Consider the following 19,287-nt stretch of genomic DNA (forward strand, 5'->3'; position numbering starts at 1 on the left):
ATTGGCTATCACAGCTGCCTGGGTGGAATTACAAAAGCCAGCTGGTTATATTCATTATATACATAATACGTATCTGCATTTTCTGAAGCATTAATACTCATTCTGCTTAGAATAAGCTGCCCCTGCCCGTTTTTGAATTCTATTGTTTTATTTCCATCTTCGTCGGTCACTATATTTTTATATAACTGCCCAACTCCATATGTCCCTGATTGACTAATAGCAGACGCAGTAGCTCCATTTGACCAACTTGTGGTAGTCACATATTTTTTAACTTCACCAGCAATATTAGCATCATATTGAAAGGTAACGGGCTTATTGGCCCATGCAGTTCCTACTTGCCTTTGTTCCAGTATTCTGTCCAAAGGAGAGTTTTCTAAGATTTTTTCAGCATAAATCTTTTCTTGTCCATAAATACCGGTTTGAGTAGCATTCGCTAAAGGATTAGAAATTATAGCTCCATTGGAAGTACCGGATTGAGGAACAGGAAGGAAGTCTTTCACCTGTCTTCCGAATCCATCATATTCAATATGAGTTACTACATCTTTTCCTGTGGGGGAAGCTTTGATATTAATAACTTGTTTTGGCCTTCCCAAACCATCAAAATATTGAATGATTTCTGACCTTTTAGTACAATTAGCATCCAGACACCTGGTAGTCAATATATAATTTTCGGTAGAATTCATCCCTATGGCAGGGGTTGGATCTACAGGAGTAATTCCACCTCCGGGATTAGGGGCAGAGGCTATATATGCCCGAAAAGTGCCTATATTGGCAGAATTAGCCATAAAACCCGATAAAAGTCTTATACTTGAAGGTGCTGTTACTACTTTATTCTGTTCTGTAACAACGGTATTTAATATTCTTTGAGAATGAAATACAGAAGTTCCCAAGAACAAGATTACCCATTGAAATATCTTTTTCTTCATTCTCTTAGTTTTTATAATTGTATTTGAATTCTTTTACCAGATTTCCTGTTTTGGAATCCTGTCTTATTTCTTTTAATCTATTGGCTGCATCGTAGACATACACTTCCCTGATTCCTGATGGAGGGGTAATGCTGGTCACTCCGATTAAAGGGTCGTAAGTATACGTCGTAATCTGATAATTGAATAAACCCGAATTCTTTCTGAAGTTGTCTAACGCGGTAATCAGGGCTCCTTCTTTACTCGGATCAGCTTCATCATCATTAGAAGCATTCACAATGGTAGTGATCAAGGATTGAGTAATATCAGATAACTTAGCACCTTCTATTTTAGCGATAGGCTGGGTTTGGTTATATCCCCAGATAATGGTTGTTGAAACTCCAGCTTTTGTGGTATATTGTTGTAAATTACCTTTGGGGTCATATAGATCATAAATAACTTCATTAAACCGTTCGTTAGCAGAAGGAAGCTCTGTAACCCCAAAACCATTTGCAGGCGGAGCAAATGTCTCATTTTCGTAATATAATAGACTTCTTTTAGGTAAAACCAAAGTTGTTGTAGAATTATACTCATAAAGCGACTGTATTCTATTTTGAAATATATTATTCTTATAATTGGTTGTAACAATAGGAATTCCCGACATATTTTTTAAAAGCATAAAAGAAAGAAATGGATAAGGTCCAACATTCTGTTGTGGTTGATTACCATGTCTTAAATCTCCTGCATATTGATATTTTTTCTCCAAAACGTCTCCTTCAGGGTAAATTATTTTTTCTTTTGTTAGATTTAAATGATTATTACCTTCATAAAACATTTCAGTGATCGTTTTTGAGTTTGAAGTCGGAAAAATATCTTCAGATTGATTTTTTTTAGGTACGAATGATCCTCCCAATTGTTTAAAAAAGTATTTTGTTCTTAATCGATCTGTTACATGTGTAACATAATTACCTGGTATTGTTTCAGCAATATCTGTAAATTCTGTAGTAGAGGTTTTTAGTTTAACAAAATTTTGGTCATAAAATTCCTGCTTGTATAATTTACTCCTCTTATAATTATTAGATCGGTAAGGTAGATTAATATTTCCTATATTAGCCGGAGCAAAAGTAGTAGGATCAACATTATTATCTACTTCCTTAAAAATCTGACTATCAGGATGAGTTTTAAAATCTGTAAAATAATATTTTGTATATCCTTTATTATTTTCTATTTCTGTAACCTCAGAATATAAAACAGGAGAAGAATTCATTGTAGTTTCAATAAGATTATCCGAATACACTTCTACATTTTCAGTTGTACTATATCCATTTTGGTTTCTATGATAGATATAATTCCTATAATAATTGGATAATATTCCACTTGATTTTGTATTCAAGCTGTTTGGATTATAGTTACTTATATATTTATATTCTTGAGTTCCTACTTGAGTTCCATCATTAGAATAATTAAAGATTTTACTAATACGTCCTCCGCCTACAATATCCTCTGACTGGACTAGCACGTTTTTAAATTGGGATGCATAATTTCGGTCTAATTTTTCACTATATTTTTGAGGTTCATATACAAATTCACTTTTCCCTTTGGTAGGGTATACAATCGATTTTAAAAGTGTTACAGAACATAAGTCAGGGTTTGCATCCCAAGTATTTCCTGTAAATGTAAACTCACCGGTATTTCTATTCACCGTAAAGTTAGGAATAGGTCTGGGCTTCGGTTTATTATTCCAATACCCCCAATAGTCAGTAGTCCCAATATTTTCGACAGGAAGATTATCTTTGTTATAGTAATCAAAACTATATTCTTGTAAAAAATCCTGTGATAGTGGTTCTTTTCTAAATAGTTTAATTTTATCTAAAAAGAAATAATTTTTATGTCTATAATAATTCAGCTCTACTTCTTTTACACTTTTCCCTGCATTATCATAAAAAGTAATCGTTTTTAATTTCAAAGAAGGAATTGTATATCCTAAATATTGATCAAATCTTTCGAATTTAAACTTCACAATTTCCTTACCATCTAATACAATTGAGCCAGGCATACTCTTTTTAGTTGCAGAAAAACTATTGGTTGCTCCACTACTGACATGAGAACCATTCCCCCAATAAATTGTTCCATCCCAAAATACAGTATGTCCTGTACTAGTATTATAATTATAATTAGATTCCTGAATATAATGCCTAGTGATATGGTGTTGATCAAACATCAATAAAAATGGTTCCTGGACGCTACCTACTAAGTTTCCGGTTCCTCCATTACAAAAGCTCCTTTCACTTAGTTTCATATTCGAAGGAAGATATTTAATTTCCAATACCTTGGAGTTTGGGTATTCTATCTTGTACAAGTTCCATGAAGTAATTGTAAAAGGAGAATCTAACTGAGGAGAATCTTGTAAGAGATTATAGGAAACCTCAAGATTATCATATTCTCCTCCAAAATAATATTTTATGCCTCTACCATCTGTAATTGTTATAGTTGTTAATTTAGTTTTACAACGATTTATATCAATCTTTGAAGTATATTGTTTAGATTCTAGTCCTGAAATATCTATTTCTAAATTTGGAGTATCTGAAATAATGATAGGTTTCTGATTATTTCCAATAAAAAAATACCCACTCACTCCCATAAAGTTAAAATTAAACTTATCTGGTTCAAGCTCATAAGAATATGCACCACATTTAATACCTTTCCCACCATTTCCTATAGGAAACATGGAATAATTTTGATTATAAATATCTGTATTTAACTTATTACATATTCTTACCCCCTCCAAATATCCAAGTAAATTATTCGAAGGAGTAAATGGCCAGTCCGAAGCTAGGTCGTCAGCAACTCCTCTTACCTCTCGACTTATGCTTCCTCCAAAATATAAAGACCAATCTAGTCCTACATAATTTGATTGTTTTGAAGGCATAAACCCTGTTCCATAATATTTTATGTCAATATCCAATCCGTTCTCATTATAAATATTTCCATAGCTAAATAAATTGATATCATATGAAATATTCCCTGTATTTAGACTTACAGGAACATTTCCAAATCTTTCCATATCATTGGTTTGAGGAGATTTGACTACGGGCCCCTGAGGAATATTAAGTATTTTTATTTCTTGTGCCTTACAAAAAAGAGTTAGCAAAACCAAAAGACCTAATAGTATTTTATTATTATTTCCCATATTTCTTATTTATTTCTTAATCAGTTTAGCACTTGCAGTTTTATTAGTATCCGTTTTTACAGTAACCAGATAAGCTCCCTGAATTAAATTCTGGGTATTCAGCTTGGTTACTCTATTCTTAGTTTTAAGGCTTTGTAATTGTCTTCCGCCCATATCGTATATGCTAATCTCAGCCTCAAACAATCCAGCTTTTAAGCCTTCAAATCCAATCTCCACATACGCGAAGTCAGATACCGGGTTCGGATAGATTTTAATGTCTTGCTTTTCAATTAACTGATCAAGTTGTTTATCTCCCAACTTGACAATCTTCCAATTCTCCTTTCCTAATTCCTCTGCGCTGGTTCCTGCTAAAATGATCGAACCATCTTTATTCAATTTTAAATCTGAAAGTCTTTCCTCTTTTTTCCTCTCTTTTCCCTTAACATGCTTTCTCCACTGTTCATTTCCATCCTGATTCAGGTAAAGCATCCAAAAGGTTTCATCATTGGATTCTATTCTTCCTTCTGCCTGGGTATATCCACCCAACAATATTCCTTTATTAGTTGCTGGTTGAGAGTTGCTAGTTGAGAGGTTACCAATAGTATTCATACTCATTAGAACGTCTCTGTTTCCCAAATTGTAAGATTTTTGCCATTGTTCATTTCCTCGTTCGTCTAATGAAACTAGCCAAAGATCGGTTCCTTCTTCAATCCCTACGGTCTTGTTTCCTGATCTCTCAGATCTGGATTCTCCACCAATTATATATCCGTTTGATGTTAAAGCAAGGGTTCTTACATGATCATCTCCCTTTCCTCCAAGATTCTTTTCCCATTCGACTTTTCCATCTTTGCTCAACTTTATGATCCAGTAATCACCTTCTCCGAAATTCTCAGTGGTTTTGGGGTAACGAGATACGGGATTCGAGTTCGTTGAGCTTTGACTTTCGGAACCCGAAACCCGAAGCTCGGAACTCCTGGAATATATCCCTAACAAAGCACCTCCATCTTTCGTAGGAATCATTTTTTCTACTTCATCCAATCCTCTTCCACCTAAAATGAGCTGTGAAATTTCTTTTCCGTTTTTATCGAGTCTGGTGATCCATACATCTTTGGAACCGTAACCTTTAGAGGCATTTTGTACATTACCAGCTACAAAGAATCCTAAATCTGTGGTTTGAATAACAGATCTGGCTTCTTCATCAGAACTTGTTCCTAATGTTTTCTGCCATAATTCATCTCCGAATTCATTGATTCTAATCAGCCAGATATCAGATCCTCCTTTGGAGTCTTCTTTTTTATCAAGACCTTTCCCAGAGTATGAGGTTCCAGCTAAAAGCGCTCCTCCTTCCTGAGTATTAACCGTTGCAGAAAGGTAATCATGGTTGTTTCCTGAGAAGTATTTCTCCCAAACCTGTTCTCCCTGCTGATTGAGTTTCACCAAATGAAAATCGTAACCGTTGTTTTGGGTAGAACTTCCAGCAGCCATCTTCTGGCTTCCAGTCTGAATCGAACTTCCTGTAATTAAATATTGCTGATCAATGGTTGTCGTTACCTGGCTTAGAAAATCCTGACTAGAGGATTTGATATTTTTTTGCCACAGTGTTTCCTGACCGGATACAGTCAGAATGGTACATATCGAAAATGCACTCAAGTAGAATTTCTTCATCTATAAATTTTTGTGCTTTTTTAACTTTTTTAATTTGTCGTAAAAATAAGCTTTTTACTTCACCATCAAAAGATCTACTCAAATATCCCATGCGAGTTTTATCATTAAAATATAGCATAAAACCGTCTTGCAGTAAAAAGTTGTATAATAACAGTCGTGAATAAAAAAATATGTGTTGTAAATAACCTGAGTTCGGGATAAGAGTGTATATCGTCAGATCGAGTATTTTTTGTAATACAGACTGAAAGTTTCCGAATGTAGTTCAGAAGAAAAATATATCGAGATCTGTTAGAGTAAAGGTTTCTCGATACGGTTTTTTACAAAAACCTACTCGAAATGACACCATTATCATTCAACAAACCTTAACCCGAACTCAGGTTAAATAAAAAAATCTCCTCCGTCAAAATTAACGAAGGAGATCTTAGCTATAAAGAAAAAGAGCTTTATCAATAAAATCTTTTATCTATCCTAATATTCCAGTTCAAGCTTTTCCTTTGTATAATTTCTCACTTTTTGTGTCAATTCAGGATTACCGGATAACTTCTGTCCATAAGAAGGAATCATTTCCAGCAATTTATCCTTCCACTCTCCGTGAAGTTTTTCAGGGAAACATTTTTCTAGGACATCCAACATAGCATATACAGCAGTGGAAGCACCTGGTGAGGCTCCTAATAAAGACGCAATTGTCCCTTTTTTGTTGACTACCACCTCTGTTCCGAATTCCAGTTTACCTCCATGTTTGTCATCTTTTTTAATAACCTGAACCCTCTGTCCTGCTACTTTCAGTTCCCAGTCTTCTTCATTTGCATCTTTGATGAACTCTCTTAGATGTTGTATTCTTTGAGCTTTAGTCATAGCTACCTGTTGAATAAGGTACTTCGTCAATGGAATATTATGCCACCATGCACCGAATAATGATCTCAGGTTTTTGGTATTCACACTTTCCGGAAGATCAAGATAGCTTCCCTCTTTTAAGAATTTGGTTGAGAAGCCTGCAAATGGTCCGAAAAGAAGTGCTTTCTTACCATCAATAATCCTTAAATCAAGATGGGGAACGGACATAGGCGGGGCGTCTACTGTTGCCTGTGTATATACTTTAGCCTGATGTTTTTCTACCAGCTCCGGATTGTGGGTTACCAGCCATTGACCGGAAACCGGGAAACCGCCGTAACCTTCACTTTCTTTGATATCTGAACTCTCCAGTAAAGGAAGTGCATAGCCTCCTGCTCCAATAAAAACAAAATCTGCAACGACTTCCTGCTTATGATTATGAATTCTGTCTTTAACCTTCATTTCCCATTGTCCATTTTCTCTCGGATCAATATCTTTTACTTCATGATACAGGAAAACCTCAACATTGGAATCTTGCAGCAGGTGTCTGCCCATTTTTCTTGTAAGACTTCCGAAATTGACATCAGTTCCTAAATTCATTTTAGTGGCCGCCATTATTTCAGAAGTATTTCTTTTACTCATTACCAAAGGAATCCACTCTTTCAGTTTTTCATGATCGGTTGAAAATTCCATTCCTGAAAACAAAACTGATTCTGTCATGGTATCGTGGCGCTTTTTAAGATATTCTGCATCGTTCTCACCAAACACCAGACTCATATGTGGACAGGAATTGATAAAGTCTTTAGGATCCTTGATATAGCCTTTTTGAAGTAAATAAGACCAGAACTGCTTTGAAATCTCAAACTGTTCTGCAATACTTTCTGCTTTAGAAATATCAATAGTCCCATCTGCTTTTTCAGGCGTATAGTTTAATTCGCAAAAAGCTGAATGCCCGGTTCCTGCGTTATTCCATGCGGCAGTACTTTCCTTGGCAAACCTGCCCAGTCTTTCGAAGATGGCGATCTCTAAATTAGGATCAAATTCATGGAGTAATGTGGCTAAAGTGGTGCTCATGATACCACCACCTATGAGTACAACGTCGTATTTTGGTTTAGGCGTTCTGCTTGTAAGCAAATGTGACATAACATTAAATTTATTACGAATTTCGGGAAAAGTTTTAAAAACAGAAACGTGTTTAAGTATTTTAACATAAAAAATATTAACAAGATTTAGACGGTACCTGCATTAGAAAAAAGGTGAAATTTGGGATTCAATTTTGATGGAATTTAGATGTATTCACCAACATATTGATGAAATTATTGTATAGATTCCATTGGTAGATGAGAATCTATACAATAATCCCTAGAGTTCTAACCAATTCTCTTGCTGCAGCACTTCCTGCTCTGTTCGCTCCAATCGTTGAAGCAGAGGGCCCATAACCTACTAAATGAATTCTCGGTTCTTTTGAAACCTCGGTTGCCAGTCTTCCAGACATGATGATACCACCTCCTTCTTCTTTAGGCAAAACAGCATCTAAATGGGACAATGACCAATGGAAACCTGTATTCCAAAGAATAACATCTGCTTTTTCTTGCTTTCCATCTTCCCATTTAACGCCTTCTTCAGTGATTTCGCTAAACATTGGAAATCGTTTAAGAACGCCTCTTTTTTGCATGTCTTTAATTTCATCAGTAACAGGTAATCCCGTTACCGAAACCACCGACGTTGGCAGTAATCCGCTTCTTACCCGTTTATCAACCATGGAAACAGCCAAACTCCCTGCCATATCATCAAAAGGCCCTTCCCGGAATTCCGGAGGCCTTCGTGTAACCCATGTAGTGGTGGTTACTCTTGAAATTTGATCCAGCAATTGAATCGCAGAAATACCACCACCCACAATGATTACATGTTTTCCTTTGAAATATTCCACATTCTTAAAATCCCGGGTATGCAGTTGTTCACCCTTAAAAAGCTGAGCACCCGGATATTCCGGAATGTAAGGGTTTTCCCAGGTTCCTGTAGCATTGATAATACCTAATGCAGAAAATCCGGTAGATGATGTATCAATATAGAACCTTTCACCATTCAAATTTACTTTCTCAACTTTCACCGGCCGATACACCTGTAATCCGAACTCTTTCTCATACAAATCATAATAATGCGGAACGGCAACATTAGCCCGGACTTCAGTCTCATCTCCTTCAATAGTTTCTTCGAAAGACATTCCCGGCAAATCATGAATACGATTTACCGTACCCAAGGTCAATGAATCCCAACGGGATTGCCACGCGCCACCCGCAGAAGGTGCGCCATCCAGAATAATAAAATCCTGACCGATTTTCAATCCCATTTTTTTGAGATGATATGCAGTAGAAAGTCCGGCTTGTCCTGCTCCGATAATTGCAATTTTTGTTTTATACCAAATTTTCCCTGCCATTTGACCTTTTTTAGCGCCAGCCCAATTCAGGAGCAATATATTTCAAAATGGATTCAAGTACATGTACATTGTAATCCACTCCCAATGTATTAGGAATTGTCAACAATAAGGTATCTGCTTCCTGAATTGCTTCGTCTTGTGCCAATTCTTTAATGAGTTGTTCTGGTTCAGCGGCATAACTTCTCCCGAAAATAGCACGTTGGTTCCCTTCTAAAACCCCTATTTGATCTGTTCTATTGGCCTCTTGCCCGAAATAAGATCTGTCCTGGTCATTGACTATGGCGAAAATGGATCGGCTCACAGAAACTCTTGGTTCACGTGTGTGTCCCGCTTTTTTATAAGCTTCTCTATATAAGCGGATTTGTTCAGCTTGCTGAATGTGAAAAGGTTTTCCGCTTTCGTCAAATTTTAAGGTAGAACTCTGCAAATTCATACCAATTTCTCCTGCCCATACTGCGGTAGCATCCGAAGCAGAGCCCCACCAAATGCGGTCACGTAATCCTTCGGAATGTGGTTCTATCCGTAACAATCCGGGTGGATTGGGAAACATTGGATTGGGATTGGGCTGTGCAAAACCTTCTCCTCTTAACAAGTCAAAAAACTCCAACCCCTTAAGGCGTCCCATATCTACATCTGTTTGGCCTTCTTCCAAATCATATCCGAAATATTTCCAACCATCAATAACCTGTTCAGGTGAACCTCTACTAATTCCTAATTGTAACCGACCTTCAGAAATCAAATCTGCAGCACCGGCATCTTCTACCATATAGAAAGGGTTTTCATAACGCATATCAATTACCCCTGTTCCTATTTCAATTTTTTGGGTTTTGGCACCAATAGCTGCCAACAAAGGAAACGGTGAAGCCAACTGATTAGCAAAATGATGTACCCGAAAATACGCTCCATCAACCCCTATTTCTTCTGCAGCTACTGCTAAATCTATGGATTGTAACAGCGTATCACTTGCTGTCTTGGTGTCATACGAAGGATGACTTCCCCAATGTCCGAACGATAAAAATCCTATCTTTTTCATTTATCTAATTTACAAAATGTAATCTCCCGGAATATTATCATATGTTAAGTTTGAAATAAAACTGATTCTTGCTAACTGTATTTAAGAAAGTAATATCCTAATAAAAAACATCAGCAGATTTGCTGATGTTTATATTCTAATTTTTAAATCGTTTTAATTCAGTTTTGCCGTCAATTTTTTAAATTGTTTCTCAGCATTCTTTCCTTCATATAAAATAGCGTAGATCGTATCTACAATCGGAAGCTTAAGGTTTTTCTGTTTTGCAGTCTTATAGATAGAATTTGCTGCGTAATATCCTTCCGCAACCATATTCATCGACTGAATTGCAGATTTTACGGTATATCCTTTTCCAATAAGGTTTCCTAAACTCCGGTTTCTTGAGAATAATGAATACGCCGTTACAAGCAGATCTCCTAAATAAGCACTTTCGTTAACATCTCTTGGGGCTTCATAAATTGCTTCCAGGAAAGTTTCCATTTCACGGATGGCATTTGAAACAAATACCGCAGTAAAATTGTCACCGTATCCTAACCCGCTTGCAATCCCTGCTCCGATGGCAAAAATATTCTTAAGAATAGCGCTGTATTCATTTCCTAAAATATCTTTACTGGAATGAACCTTAATAAAGTCTGAATTGAAAACATCAACCAGCTTTTCGGATATTTCATCTTCTACCGTTGCTATAGTCAGGTAGGAAAGTCTTTCCATTGCCACCTCTTCTGCATGACAAGGTCCTGCAATCACTGCCTGATTCCTGAAACCAATCTGAAACTCATCCCTAAGGTAATGTGCTACTACATCATTTACTTTCGGGATAATACCTTTAATGGCAGAAACAAAAATTTTGTCTTTGTAATCACAGGTCATTTTATCCAATGTATCTGAAAGATAAATCGATGGTGTTGCCAAAACCACCACATCGCATACTGAAACCAGCTCATTGATATCTGTGGTTAGCTTTAAATTTTTAAGATTAAAATTAACGGCAGTTAAGTAGGTTGGATTATGTCCCCGAAGCTCAATCGCTCCTTTTACAAATTCACTTCTTACACACCAGTGTACTACTTTACAGTTTTCAACAAGCATTTTTACGATCGCAGTTGCAAAACTTCCACTTCCTACCACCCCTACGGAAACCTCATTTTTACTCTTTTTCGGATTTGAAGATTCTGAAATTGTTTTCTTTTTCGCCATAATTGAAATGTGAACTGCAAATATATTAAAACAAAGAATTATCAAAGCTTTTGTCCCCATGATAAAATCCAATTTTCTGAAAAAATTAACACTTCAGTACAATTAAATAAAGAAATCAACGTTAAATATTGAAATAAATAAATTTTAATTAAAAATAAATCACAAAGCTTATTTTTAATTAAATTTGCAATCTTTGAACCGTTTTTTAATACTAAGTGAAAGAAATATGAAGAAATTTCTAAGCAGCAAAAAGAACGTAAATATCCTCTTAGGAGGGCTTTTACTAGTAGTTTTTGCACAAGGCATTTTTATAGCCAAGTTATCTTCTGAAAAGGATGACAAGATGTATGAAGTGAATCTTGTAAAAATTAACACTGAAAGAGACAGTGTCGATTACTTAAAAATGAAAACAGATCTCACTTTAGTGGATCAGACTGTAGCACAGCTTAATTCATTCCTAAAATCAAAAGATGTTTCGAGTGAAAAGCTGATGTTTCTAAGCAAAGACAGTATTTCCAATTCTGTCTATCTCGCCAAGCAGGCCAACAGATACAGCCAATATTTAATGGATTTACAGAAAAAGCTGATGCAGGTTCCTTTAGGAATGCCTACTGATGGTTATATTTCATCCAATTTTGGAATCAGAAAAAATCCGATCCCCTTTAAAACGGTCTACGCTTCAGTCAGAACCAATGCAGTAGAGGCAAAACCAACTATTGCTGCCACTCCAAAACCTGAGGTAAAAGCTGAACCTGTAGAGAAAACTATTGAACTCACGGACAGCTATGGAAATAAAAGAGAAGTAAAAGTTATGGTAACTCCTAAAACGGCTTCTGCTCCGGCAGCTTCCACAGTTCCCAATTCTACAAAATCCATTGCCACAACAAGTACTCCATCTAAATCAGCTCCAATGGAAAGAAATAATCCACCTGCAGAAGCCGATCAGATGCAGTTCCATAAGGGACTTGACATTGCAGTTGCTTATGGTTCTGATGTAAGAGCCTCTGCCGCCGGAACCATTATTTTTTCGGGGCAAAAAGGAGGTTATGGAAACTGTGTGATCGTTTCCCATGGAAATGGTTTGGCCACCCTATACGGCCACTTATCCGAATTAATAGCAAAAGTGAATGACAAGGTAAAAGTGGGACAGGTAATCGCCAAATCAGGAAACTCCGGACGTTCTACCGGGCCTCATCTTCATTATGAAGTACATAAAAACAATACTCCGGTCAATCCAAAATTGTTTATGAATCTATAATAAAAAACGGCTATCTTTTGACAGCCGTTTTTTATTTTCCAGAAGAGCATATACTCTTTTTAAATTGTAGTAAAGAGATCTGAATAATCTACGAGAGTCTTACACACGCAAAGATTTATTTTCTACCTTCTCAATTTAAGTAAGCAAAGAGAGAAGATCAACAAGTTGATCCGATAAAGCTAATGATAACAATGTATCTTTTAATGAAAGGATATATACTATTAAATTTCACCTTTTTAAATGCAGTAAAAATATCTGCGTAATCTGCTAAATCTGCGAGAGTTTTATATATACAAAGATTTATCTTCTATACTCTCTATTTAAGTAAGCCAACGATAGATCAACCTGTTGATTTGATAAAACTAATGATTACATTATCTCTTTAATTAAAAAACTTGGCTGCCATCTGGCAGCCAAGTTTTTATATCTATTATTTTAAAATTTTGAATGGAACTTTGAAATGATTGAATGATCCATCTTTACCAGCGATATTCGTATAGATGATATTTTTATTATAATCCTGAATATGAGTAACATTTTCTCCGGTCTTCGGTTCATGCCAGTAGACCATGAATATATTTTTCGCTATTTCTGTAGCCGTATACTGAACCGTATCGGAAATTCCTTTAAAGCTCCCGGTTCCTGTAAAAGACATCGTTTGATTATCTTTATAATCCAATACAAATTTTCCTTTTCCGAAATCCACGTCAACTTTTCGTCCGATAGCCGGATAAGGAGATTTTAAATCCCAGTTCATCTCACCCAGAAATACCTTTACCCCCATTTCCAACTCATCTTTTCCCGGAAGATCTGGATATTGCTTAACCATGTATTGTACAATGGTATCTGAAGTTTTGTTTTCCGTGACTGCTTTCTTATAATTCTCCAGGTAATTCTTAACGAAGTCCAATGATTGCGGACTCAGGTTCTCTTTTGCAAAATGAGAGGGAATGACCTGTTGTGGTTGTAATACCTTCATCGCATCAATTTGACCAATCCATTGATCCAGCGCTTCTTTATTCTGTGTATCTGCCATCCATAGGTGGGAATCAATGGAAACGGAGATTCCACCTGCTATTGTTTTTAATGATGGAATCCAAAGAAAACCGTGAGCCGGATCTTCAGGGTTTTGCTTAATCTCAATTTTATTCCCTTCCAGATCAGGAATGGTATTGACGGCTTCCGGAATGATAATTTTAGAGGGTGCATCTGTTTTCAACTGCGGCTTCCATACTGCTAATTTATCATCCTTTGATGCTGAAATCAGATAAGCAGTTTGGGCTGTGGATATAATTTTCACATTAGGAAATGCTTTTTTAATAACATCCAATCCAAAATAAAAATCGGGATCACTATGTGAAATAAAAACTGTTTTCAGATTTTTACCCGTCGCTTTGATTTCCTTAACTAACTGCTCTGCATATTGCTTTTGAAACTGGGCATCGATCAGCATGGCATCCTTATCTCCATAAACTATAGTCGATGTGATCGGAAAAATAGCTTTAGTCCCCGGATTATAGACCTTTATCTTCAGCGTTCCTGCTAATCCAAAGCTTATAAAACCCATTAAGGTAAGTAATGATAATAATTTCTTTCTTAACATCATTCTATATCTTAATTAATATGCAGCAGTAAAACGTTCACGGATGTGATTATTTTGCTCCAATTCGTCTACCAAAGCTACCGCTACATCTTCTACTGAAAGAATGCTTCTTCCGTTTTCATCAAAAACCGGAGTTTCTAAAGAAGTTCTGTATTTTCCTGTTCTGATTCCTACATTGGCCTGATTCATTTCGATGGCCGGACTAAAGAACGTCCAGTCTAATGTGTTGTTTTCTTTGATCTTATTAAGATAGTCTCTTGCTGCCGTTGCTCCCGGTTTATACGCTTCAGGGAAATCTGGAGTATCCACAATTTGAACATGATCTGGTGTATAAAGACTTCCTGCCCCACCTACAACGATCAATCTTTTTACGCCTGATTGCTCAACAGCTTTTTCAATATTTTCAGAACCTGTCAGAAAATCGTGGTAAAGGTTTGGATTGGTCCATCCTGCATTATATGTACTGATCACCGCATCGGCCCCTTGTAAACCCTCTGCTAATTGACCTACATTATTTACATCAATGCTTTTTGCTTTTACTTTTTCATTCTGCTCAACTTTAGAAGCGTCTCTTACAATAGCTTCAACCTCATATCCTCTGTTTTCTAATTCTTTCACAACATGCGAACCTACAAATCCTGTCGCACCAATTACTGCTACTTTTTTCATAATATTTATTTTTAAAATTAATTGTAATAAAGTTCGTTACATTTAAGGGTAAAAAAATTTTATTTGAATTGATCACAAAATTCCTGCAATGTCTTATCTCCTAAAAATTGAATTACCAACTCTTCTGTTTCATTGAATAATGTATTCAAATGATTATTAATCTCCTTTCCTACAGTACACGCAGGATTGGGATTTTGATTTTTCTTTCCGAGGACTTCAGTATTTTTTACTGCTGAATAAATTTCGGAAATACTAATTGACTGTGCACTTCTGGAAAGCTGGCTCCCGCCTTCTTTTCCTTGTCTGCTAATGACCAAACCGGCTGCTCTTAAAACACCTATTTCTTTACGAACGACTACAGGGTTGATATTAATACTCCCTGCCATCCATTCAGAAGTTAACCACTCCTGAGGACTTTCAGCCAATAAGGTCATAATATGTACTGCCGTAGCAAATCTTGTATTGTTCATTGTAATTACATGACAAAGGTAAAACAAATTTTTAACTGTAACAAATATTATTACAGTTAAATTTTTCTTAAAGAATCAATTTGTCTAAATCCAGCAAAAGATAATTGATATTTTGATTAATCGTTCGTGTTGCAGACTGCATTTGATTCAGCATGGCAGCCCGATTCTGGAGATCATCTGCACGGTAAAATCCGCCATCACTAAAAATTACAGAACTATCCGCCGCATTTTTATTGTCATCAAACTGATAATGCAGCCATCGTTGTTTCATATTCCGGATAATGGAAGAAGCTTCTTTATTGGAAAATTTCTTTTCGGTATACATGTACCAAATAAACGGTGGGAAATTCGGAGACTCCAGTTTCTCACGCCAGATGTCGCGCAGCAGATTCCGCTGATGAATAAATTCAACCTTTTTCCCTTTAGGATTAAGTGTTGCCAAACCAAAACCAGCTCCTAAAGCACCCCCGCTAATATCTATAGCACTACTCCATCCTTGGTCTTTCACTATCCCACCCGCAATAGATGCTGCAGCCCCTGCGGCAATAGAGTATAAGATAAGTTTGTTATTTCTGGAAGCGTTGAGATTATCCACATAACTTCCTATCTGCGCCACCCGCTCTCCTTCACAATCAAATTCTGCGGCTACTGCATCCAGCTCTGTCAGTGCAATGGTAATCTTACTATTGATTTTCGTTTTTAGCTGTAACACCCTAACCTGGGCACTTAATGAAGAATCTTTTTTAAGTTCCATAATTTTATTCACCTCATCGAGATTATCCAAAGCATTTAAAATAAGAATACTTTGATCAGAAAACGTGCTTTTAAGCTCCTTATTAGCGGCTAAAATAGAGTCTGAATTATAAGATGGAAGTTTCTTGGTATAATTATATTGGAATGGCGCTTTGCAATAGCTGTCCTTTAATGTGAGAATATTCTGCTTAATGGCCTGATTTTTCTTTGAAACACATGAAGTTATGATGCTAAAAATAGCAAAAAGGTAAAGTAGCTTTTTCATTCAGTCTATTTTGTGCAATAGGTTAATTACAAAAACACAGCAGATTATGGTTTAAAATAATCTCCAAGCTGTTCAATCAACTTAAATCTAAAATACGAATTTAATATAAATAAAAAAATTTACCCGAAAATCAGGTAAATTTTAAGCTTTATTTAATAAGATCATTATTTGATCCCCAACAATTCAACTTCAAAAATAAGTGTACTATTAGGTCCTATTTCTTTGCTGATCTGTTCTTCACCATAGGCTAAATTTGGAGGAAGAAATAATCTCCATTTGCTTCCTACAGGCATCAGTTGAAGCGCTTCCGTCCATCCTGAAATAACACGGTTCAATGGAAATGATGCAGGAGTTCCTCTTTTTACAGAGCTGTCAAAAACATCACCATTAATTGTAGTTCCATGATAATGGCATTTAACCGTATCCTTTGCCTTGGGTTGCGCACCATTACCTTCCGTAATAATTTCGTATTGCAAACCGCTTGGTAATGTTACAACTCCCTCTTTTTTAGCATTTTCTTCCATGAAAGCTTTTCCAGCATTCAGGTTCTTTTCAGCCAATTCTTTTTTGCGTTTAAATAACATATCTGCTACTCCCATTACTTATTTTTTTACAAAGATAAACTTTCTAAAAACATTGAAACAATCCTGTTAAAGAAGATGAAACACTAAAATAACATTATTTTAACATGGAATCCAAAACTTGGTGTTATAATTGAATTTAAAAATTAATGCCAAGTCCAAAATTATATAATAAGCAATTTAATGAACTGACCGAGGAGGAAAAGGAACTCCTTGAAATTAACAAAAAAAGTATTTCGGATTTTGTTGAACAGTCATCTACCATCAGTGATGTGAATTATGCTACAAGGAATGCCCATGCGAAAACCTATGCTGTCTTAAAAGGAACGTTTAAGGTGAATTCAGAAATCCCCGATGCGCTTCTCCCTTTTTTCGATAATGAAAAATACGAACTGATTATCCGTCTTTCCAATGCACAAATGAAAATAAAGAAGTCTAAAAAAGACTTCCCTGCTTATGGCTTTTCAGTGAAGATAAAAGATGAAAACGGAGAGTTATTGGCCAATTATCCATTAGTAAATTTCCCTTTATTTCCTGTAAATTCAGTCAGTACCTTTTTAAAATTATTTACTTCACTTAATCATTTTTTCATTAACAAATGGAGTAGTTTATTTCCATTAATGATCCAAATGATTAAAGCAATACCATCCGTATTCACTTATTCCTTTTTAAAAAATACATTCCGACTGATCGGTAAAAGAAATGACTTTTTTCTATCATTCGATTATCATTCTGTCGGGGCTTATCGTCTGGGCGACTACATGATCAAAATAAAACTCAAGCCAAGATCTCCTGAAAAGAACTTTGGAAAAAAAATAAGTACAAAGGAGGCTATTGAAAGCTATTTTAGCTCACATGATTATACAGCAGATGTATTGATCCAGTTATGCTATAATTTGAAAGATCAGCCTATCAATAAACTCAATCGTGAATGGAAAAACTCACCTTTTATAAAAATCGGAGAGGTGAAAATCGAAAAAAATACATTATCAGATCCCCTTACCAGCGATAATGAACTGCTATCTTTTAATCCGTTTGAAAGCAAAACAATTTTCCAGCCTGTAGGAAAAATACAAAAGCTACGTGATGAAGCGTATAAAGTTTCGGTACAGACCAGACGAAAAATCAATAAATTGTTACATGGATAAGTTTGTGATTATTTATGATTCAAGGATTCAAGGATTCAAAGATTTAAAAATTAAAAGATTAGAACCATTTTCCTCTTCTACTTAGAAATTAAAACATGAAAACTCATGTTAAGTAAAATTTTTGGCCACCAATACACCAATAAATGAATTCCTGCATTCGTGGCTAAAACAAAAAAGAAGCGATCTCACTGTTGAGACCGCTTTCTTTTATTATTTTCTTTTCTATAATATTATTATTCTCCTAGCTTTTCTTTTTCATCTTCCTCCTTATCCGGGAATATCAATGACAAAACAACTGAGATGATCAATACCCCACCAACAATTCCTAGCGAAATCGGAGACGAAATATGAATCCACGGTGCTATCAACATTTTAACTCCAATGAAAGTTAAGATAATAGCTAAACCATATGGCAGCTTGCTGAACATATGAATGAAATTCGCCAATAGGAAATATAATGATCTAAGTCCTAAAATAGCGAAAATATTAGAAGTATAAAGAATAAACGGATCATCGGAAATAGCAAAGATTGCAGGAATCGAATCTACCGCAAAAAGCACGTCTGTAAACTCAATTACTCCCACCACAACTAAAAGTGGTGTTGCCATTTTAATTCCATTTTTAACAGTGAAAAATTTATCCCCGTCATAATTATCTGAAACTTTCCAGAAACTTTTGATCAGTTTCGCTCCTGCTGTATTACTGAAATCTTCATCTTCATCATCACCTCCGTCGCCCCATGATTTAATACCTGCATACACAAGGAATAAACCAAACAACATCATCACCACATTAATATGCACTCCTTTACCTAAAATGTGCATCTCAGGCAGATAAGTCAGGTTGATAAGACCAACTCCGGCAAAAATAAATATGGCCCTGAATAATAACGCCCCAATAATTCCCCAAAACAAGACTTTGTGGTGCAAATATTTTGGAACTTTAAAGAAGCCAAAAACGAGAATAAATACGAATAAGTTATCTACAGAAAGAGCTTTTTCAATCCAATAGGCAGCCTGATATTGAGTAAATTTCTCTATTGCCAGGGCATGGCCATCCGACTGGTTGAAGACCCAGTATACAATTCCTGAAAAAATCATGGATAATGAAATCCATATCACTGACCATATCGTAGCTTCTTTGGATGAAACCTCATGGCTCTTTTTATTAAAAACTCCTAAATCCAGAAGTAACATGACAACAACTGTTATCGCAAATCCCCACACCAGCCCGGGATGCAGCTCTAAAATACTTTGATGTTTTTCCACTTTTTATTATCTGTTATTATACGATAAAAGCAATAGCTGCA

At 35.8% G+C, this 19,287-nt stretch carries 15 protein-coding genes; 2 read left to right on the forward strand and 13 right to left on the reverse strand.

From position 1 onward, the window contains the following. Positions 1–8: 8 nt before the first annotated feature. From CJF12_RS10215 to CJF12_RS10245, 7 genes are all read right to left on the reverse strand, one after another. Positions 9–926 carry a DUF6443 domain-containing protein gene (locus CJF12_RS10215; RefSeq protein WP_051887190.1) on the reverse strand — a complete coding sequence of 306 codons (918 nt, stop codon included), beginning with the start codon at positions 924–926 and terminating at the stop codon, positions 9–11. Positions 927–930: 4 nt separating this feature from the next. After that, a complete protein-coding gene (locus tag CJF12_RS10220) occupies positions 931–4,092 on the reverse strand; it encodes a hypothetical protein (protein WP_034682176.1) in 3,162 nt (1,053 codons plus the stop codon). 9 nt (positions 4,093–4,101) lie between these two features. Next, positions 4,102–5,736: a T9SS type A sorting domain-containing protein gene (locus tag CJF12_RS10225; protein WP_034682178.1), complete on the reverse strand. Its 1,635-nt coding sequence runs from the start codon at positions 5,734–5,736 to the stop codon at positions 4,102–4,104. Between the two features lie 468 nt (positions 5,737–6,204). Next, entirely contained in the window at positions 6,205–7,710 is a 1,506-nt protein-coding gene (mqo, locus tag CJF12_RS10230; protein ID WP_051887191.1) for a malate dehydrogenase (quinone), read from the reverse strand. A 205-nt stretch (positions 7,711–7,915) separates the two neighbouring features. Beyond that, on the reverse strand, positions 7,916–9,004 hold the full coding sequence (locus tag CJF12_RS10235; RefSeq protein ID WP_034682180.1) for an NAD(P)-binding domain-containing protein: 1,089 nt from the start codon (positions 9,002–9,004) through the stop codon (positions 7,916–7,918). Between the two features lie 10 nt (positions 9,005–9,014). Further along, positions 9,015–10,037, reverse strand: coding sequence for an LLM class flavin-dependent oxidoreductase (locus CJF12_RS10240; RefSeq protein WP_034682182.1), 1,023 nt, complete (start codon positions 10,035–10,037; stop codon positions 9,015–9,017). Between the two features lie 153 nt (positions 10,038–10,190). After that, positions 10,191–11,231 (reverse strand): NAD(P)H-dependent glycerol-3-phosphate dehydrogenase, encoded by a 1,041-nt coding sequence (locus CJF12_RS10245; protein ID WP_051887192.1) that lies wholly within the window; start codon positions 11,229–11,231, stop codon positions 10,191–10,193. 226 nt (positions 11,232–11,457) lie between these two features. On the opposite strand from CJF12_RS10245, the gene CJF12_RS10250 reads away from it, so the two are divergent. After that, positions 11,458–12,489 carry a peptidoglycan DD-metalloendopeptidase family protein gene (locus tag CJF12_RS10250; RefSeq protein WP_034682184.1) on the forward strand — a complete coding sequence of 344 codons (1,032 nt, stop codon included), beginning with the start codon at positions 11,458–11,460 and terminating at the stop codon, positions 12,487–12,489. A gap of 430 nt (positions 12,490–12,919) precedes the next feature. On the opposite strand, the gene CJF12_RS10255 is transcribed toward CJF12_RS10250, so the two are convergent. The 5 genes from CJF12_RS10255 to CJF12_RS10275 form a co-directional block, all read right to left on the reverse strand. Then, the gene (locus CJF12_RS10255; protein WP_034682185.1) at positions 12,920–14,095 is read right to left on the reverse strand and encodes an MBL fold metallo-hydrolase; all 1,176 of its coding nucleotides are present in this window, start codon (positions 14,093–14,095) and stop codon (positions 12,920–12,922) included. Between the two features lie 12 nt (positions 14,096–14,107). Then, complete coding sequence (locus CJF12_RS10260; protein ID WP_034682187.1) at positions 14,108–14,761, reverse strand: NAD(P)-dependent oxidoreductase; 654 nt, start codon at positions 14,759–14,761, stop codon at positions 14,108–14,110. Positions 14,762–14,820: 59 nt separating this feature from the next. After that, positions 14,821–15,231 (reverse strand): Rrf2 family transcriptional regulator, encoded by a 411-nt coding sequence (locus tag CJF12_RS10265; protein ID WP_034682190.1) that lies wholly within the window; start codon positions 15,229–15,231, stop codon positions 14,821–14,823. 67 nt (positions 15,232–15,298) lie between these two features. Further along, positions 15,299–16,249, reverse strand: coding sequence for a hypothetical protein (locus CJF12_RS10270; RefSeq protein WP_034682192.1), 951 nt, complete (start codon positions 16,247–16,249; stop codon positions 15,299–15,301). A 164-nt stretch (positions 16,250–16,413) separates the two neighbouring features. Next, positions 16,414–16,848, reverse strand: coding sequence for an FKBP-type peptidyl-prolyl cis-trans isomerase (locus CJF12_RS10275; protein ID WP_051887193.1), 435 nt, complete (start codon positions 16,846–16,848; stop codon positions 16,414–16,416). Between the two features lie 131 nt (positions 16,849–16,979). Here CJF12_RS10275 and CJF12_RS10280 point away from each other — a divergent pair, with 131 nt between their 5' ends. Next, positions 16,980–17,978 (forward strand): catalase family protein, encoded by a 999-nt coding sequence (locus tag CJF12_RS10280; RefSeq protein ID WP_034682193.1) that lies wholly within the window; start codon positions 16,980–16,982, stop codon positions 17,976–17,978. A 233-nt stretch (positions 17,979–18,211) separates the two neighbouring features. On the opposite strand, the gene CJF12_RS10285 is transcribed toward CJF12_RS10280, so the two are convergent. Beyond that, a complete protein-coding gene (locus CJF12_RS10285) occupies positions 18,212–19,174 on the reverse strand; it encodes a TerC/Alx family metal homeostasis membrane protein (RefSeq protein WP_262485059.1) in 963 nt (320 codons plus the stop codon). Positions 19,175–19,287: the final 113 nt, after the last annotated feature.

It is taken from the genome of Chryseobacterium piperi (genome assembly GCF_002285635.2).
GTDB lineage: Bacteria > Bacteroidota > Bacteroidia > Flavobacteriales > Weeksellaceae > Chryseobacterium > Chryseobacterium piperi.

Coding starts and splice junctions, on each gene's coding strand:
- CJF12_RS10215 (WP_051887190.1), bottom strand. CDS start 926: ATGAAGAAAAAGATATTTCAATGGGTAATCTTGTTCTTGGGAACTTCT.
- CJF12_RS10220 (WP_034682176.1), bottom strand. CDS start 4,092: ATGGGAAATAATAATAAAATACTATTAGGTCTTTTGGTTTTGCTAACT.
- CJF12_RS10225 (WP_034682178.1), bottom strand. CDS start 5,736: ATGAAGAAATTCTACTTGAGTGCATTTTCGATATGTACCATTCTGACT.
- mqo (WP_051887191.1), bottom strand. CDS start 7,710: ATGTCACATTTGCTTACAAGCAGAACGCCTAAACCAAAATACGACGTT.
- CJF12_RS10235 (WP_034682180.1), bottom strand. CDS start 9,004: ATGGCAGGGAAAATTTGGTATAAAACAAAAATTGCAATTATCGGAGCA.
- CJF12_RS10240 (WP_034682182.1), bottom strand. CDS start 10,037: ATGAAAAAGATAGGATTTTTATCGTTCGGACATTGGGGAAGTCATCCT.
- CJF12_RS10245 (WP_051887192.1), bottom strand. CDS start 11,231: ATGGCGAAAAAGAAAACAATTTCAGAATCTTCAAATCCGAAAAAGAGT.
- CJF12_RS10250 (WP_034682184.1), top strand. CDS start 11,458: ATGAAGAAATTTCTAAGCAGCAAAAAGAACGTAAATATCCTCTTAGGA.
- CJF12_RS10255 (WP_034682185.1), bottom strand. CDS start 14,095: ATGATGTTAAGAAAGAAATTATTATCATTACTTACCTTAATGGGTTTT.
- CJF12_RS10260 (WP_034682187.1), bottom strand. CDS start 14,761: ATGAAAAAAGTAGCAGTAATTGGTGCGACAGGATTTGTAGGTTCGCAT.
- CJF12_RS10265 (WP_034682190.1), bottom strand. CDS start 15,231: ATGAACAATACAAGATTTGCTACGGCAGTACATATTATGACCTTATTG.
- CJF12_RS10270 (WP_034682192.1), bottom strand. CDS start 16,249: ATGAAAAAGCTACTTTACCTTTTTGCTATTTTTAGCATCATAACTTCA.
- CJF12_RS10275 (WP_051887193.1), bottom strand. CDS start 16,848: ATGGGAGTAGCAGATATGTTATTTAAACGCAAAAAAGAATTGGCTGAA.
- CJF12_RS10280 (WP_034682193.1), top strand. CDS start 16,980: ATGCCAAGTCCAAAATTATATAATAAGCAATTTAATGAACTGACCGAG.
- CJF12_RS10285 (WP_262485059.1), bottom strand. CDS start 19,174: ATGTTACTTCTGGATTTAGGAGTTTTTAATAAAAAGAGCCATGAGGTT.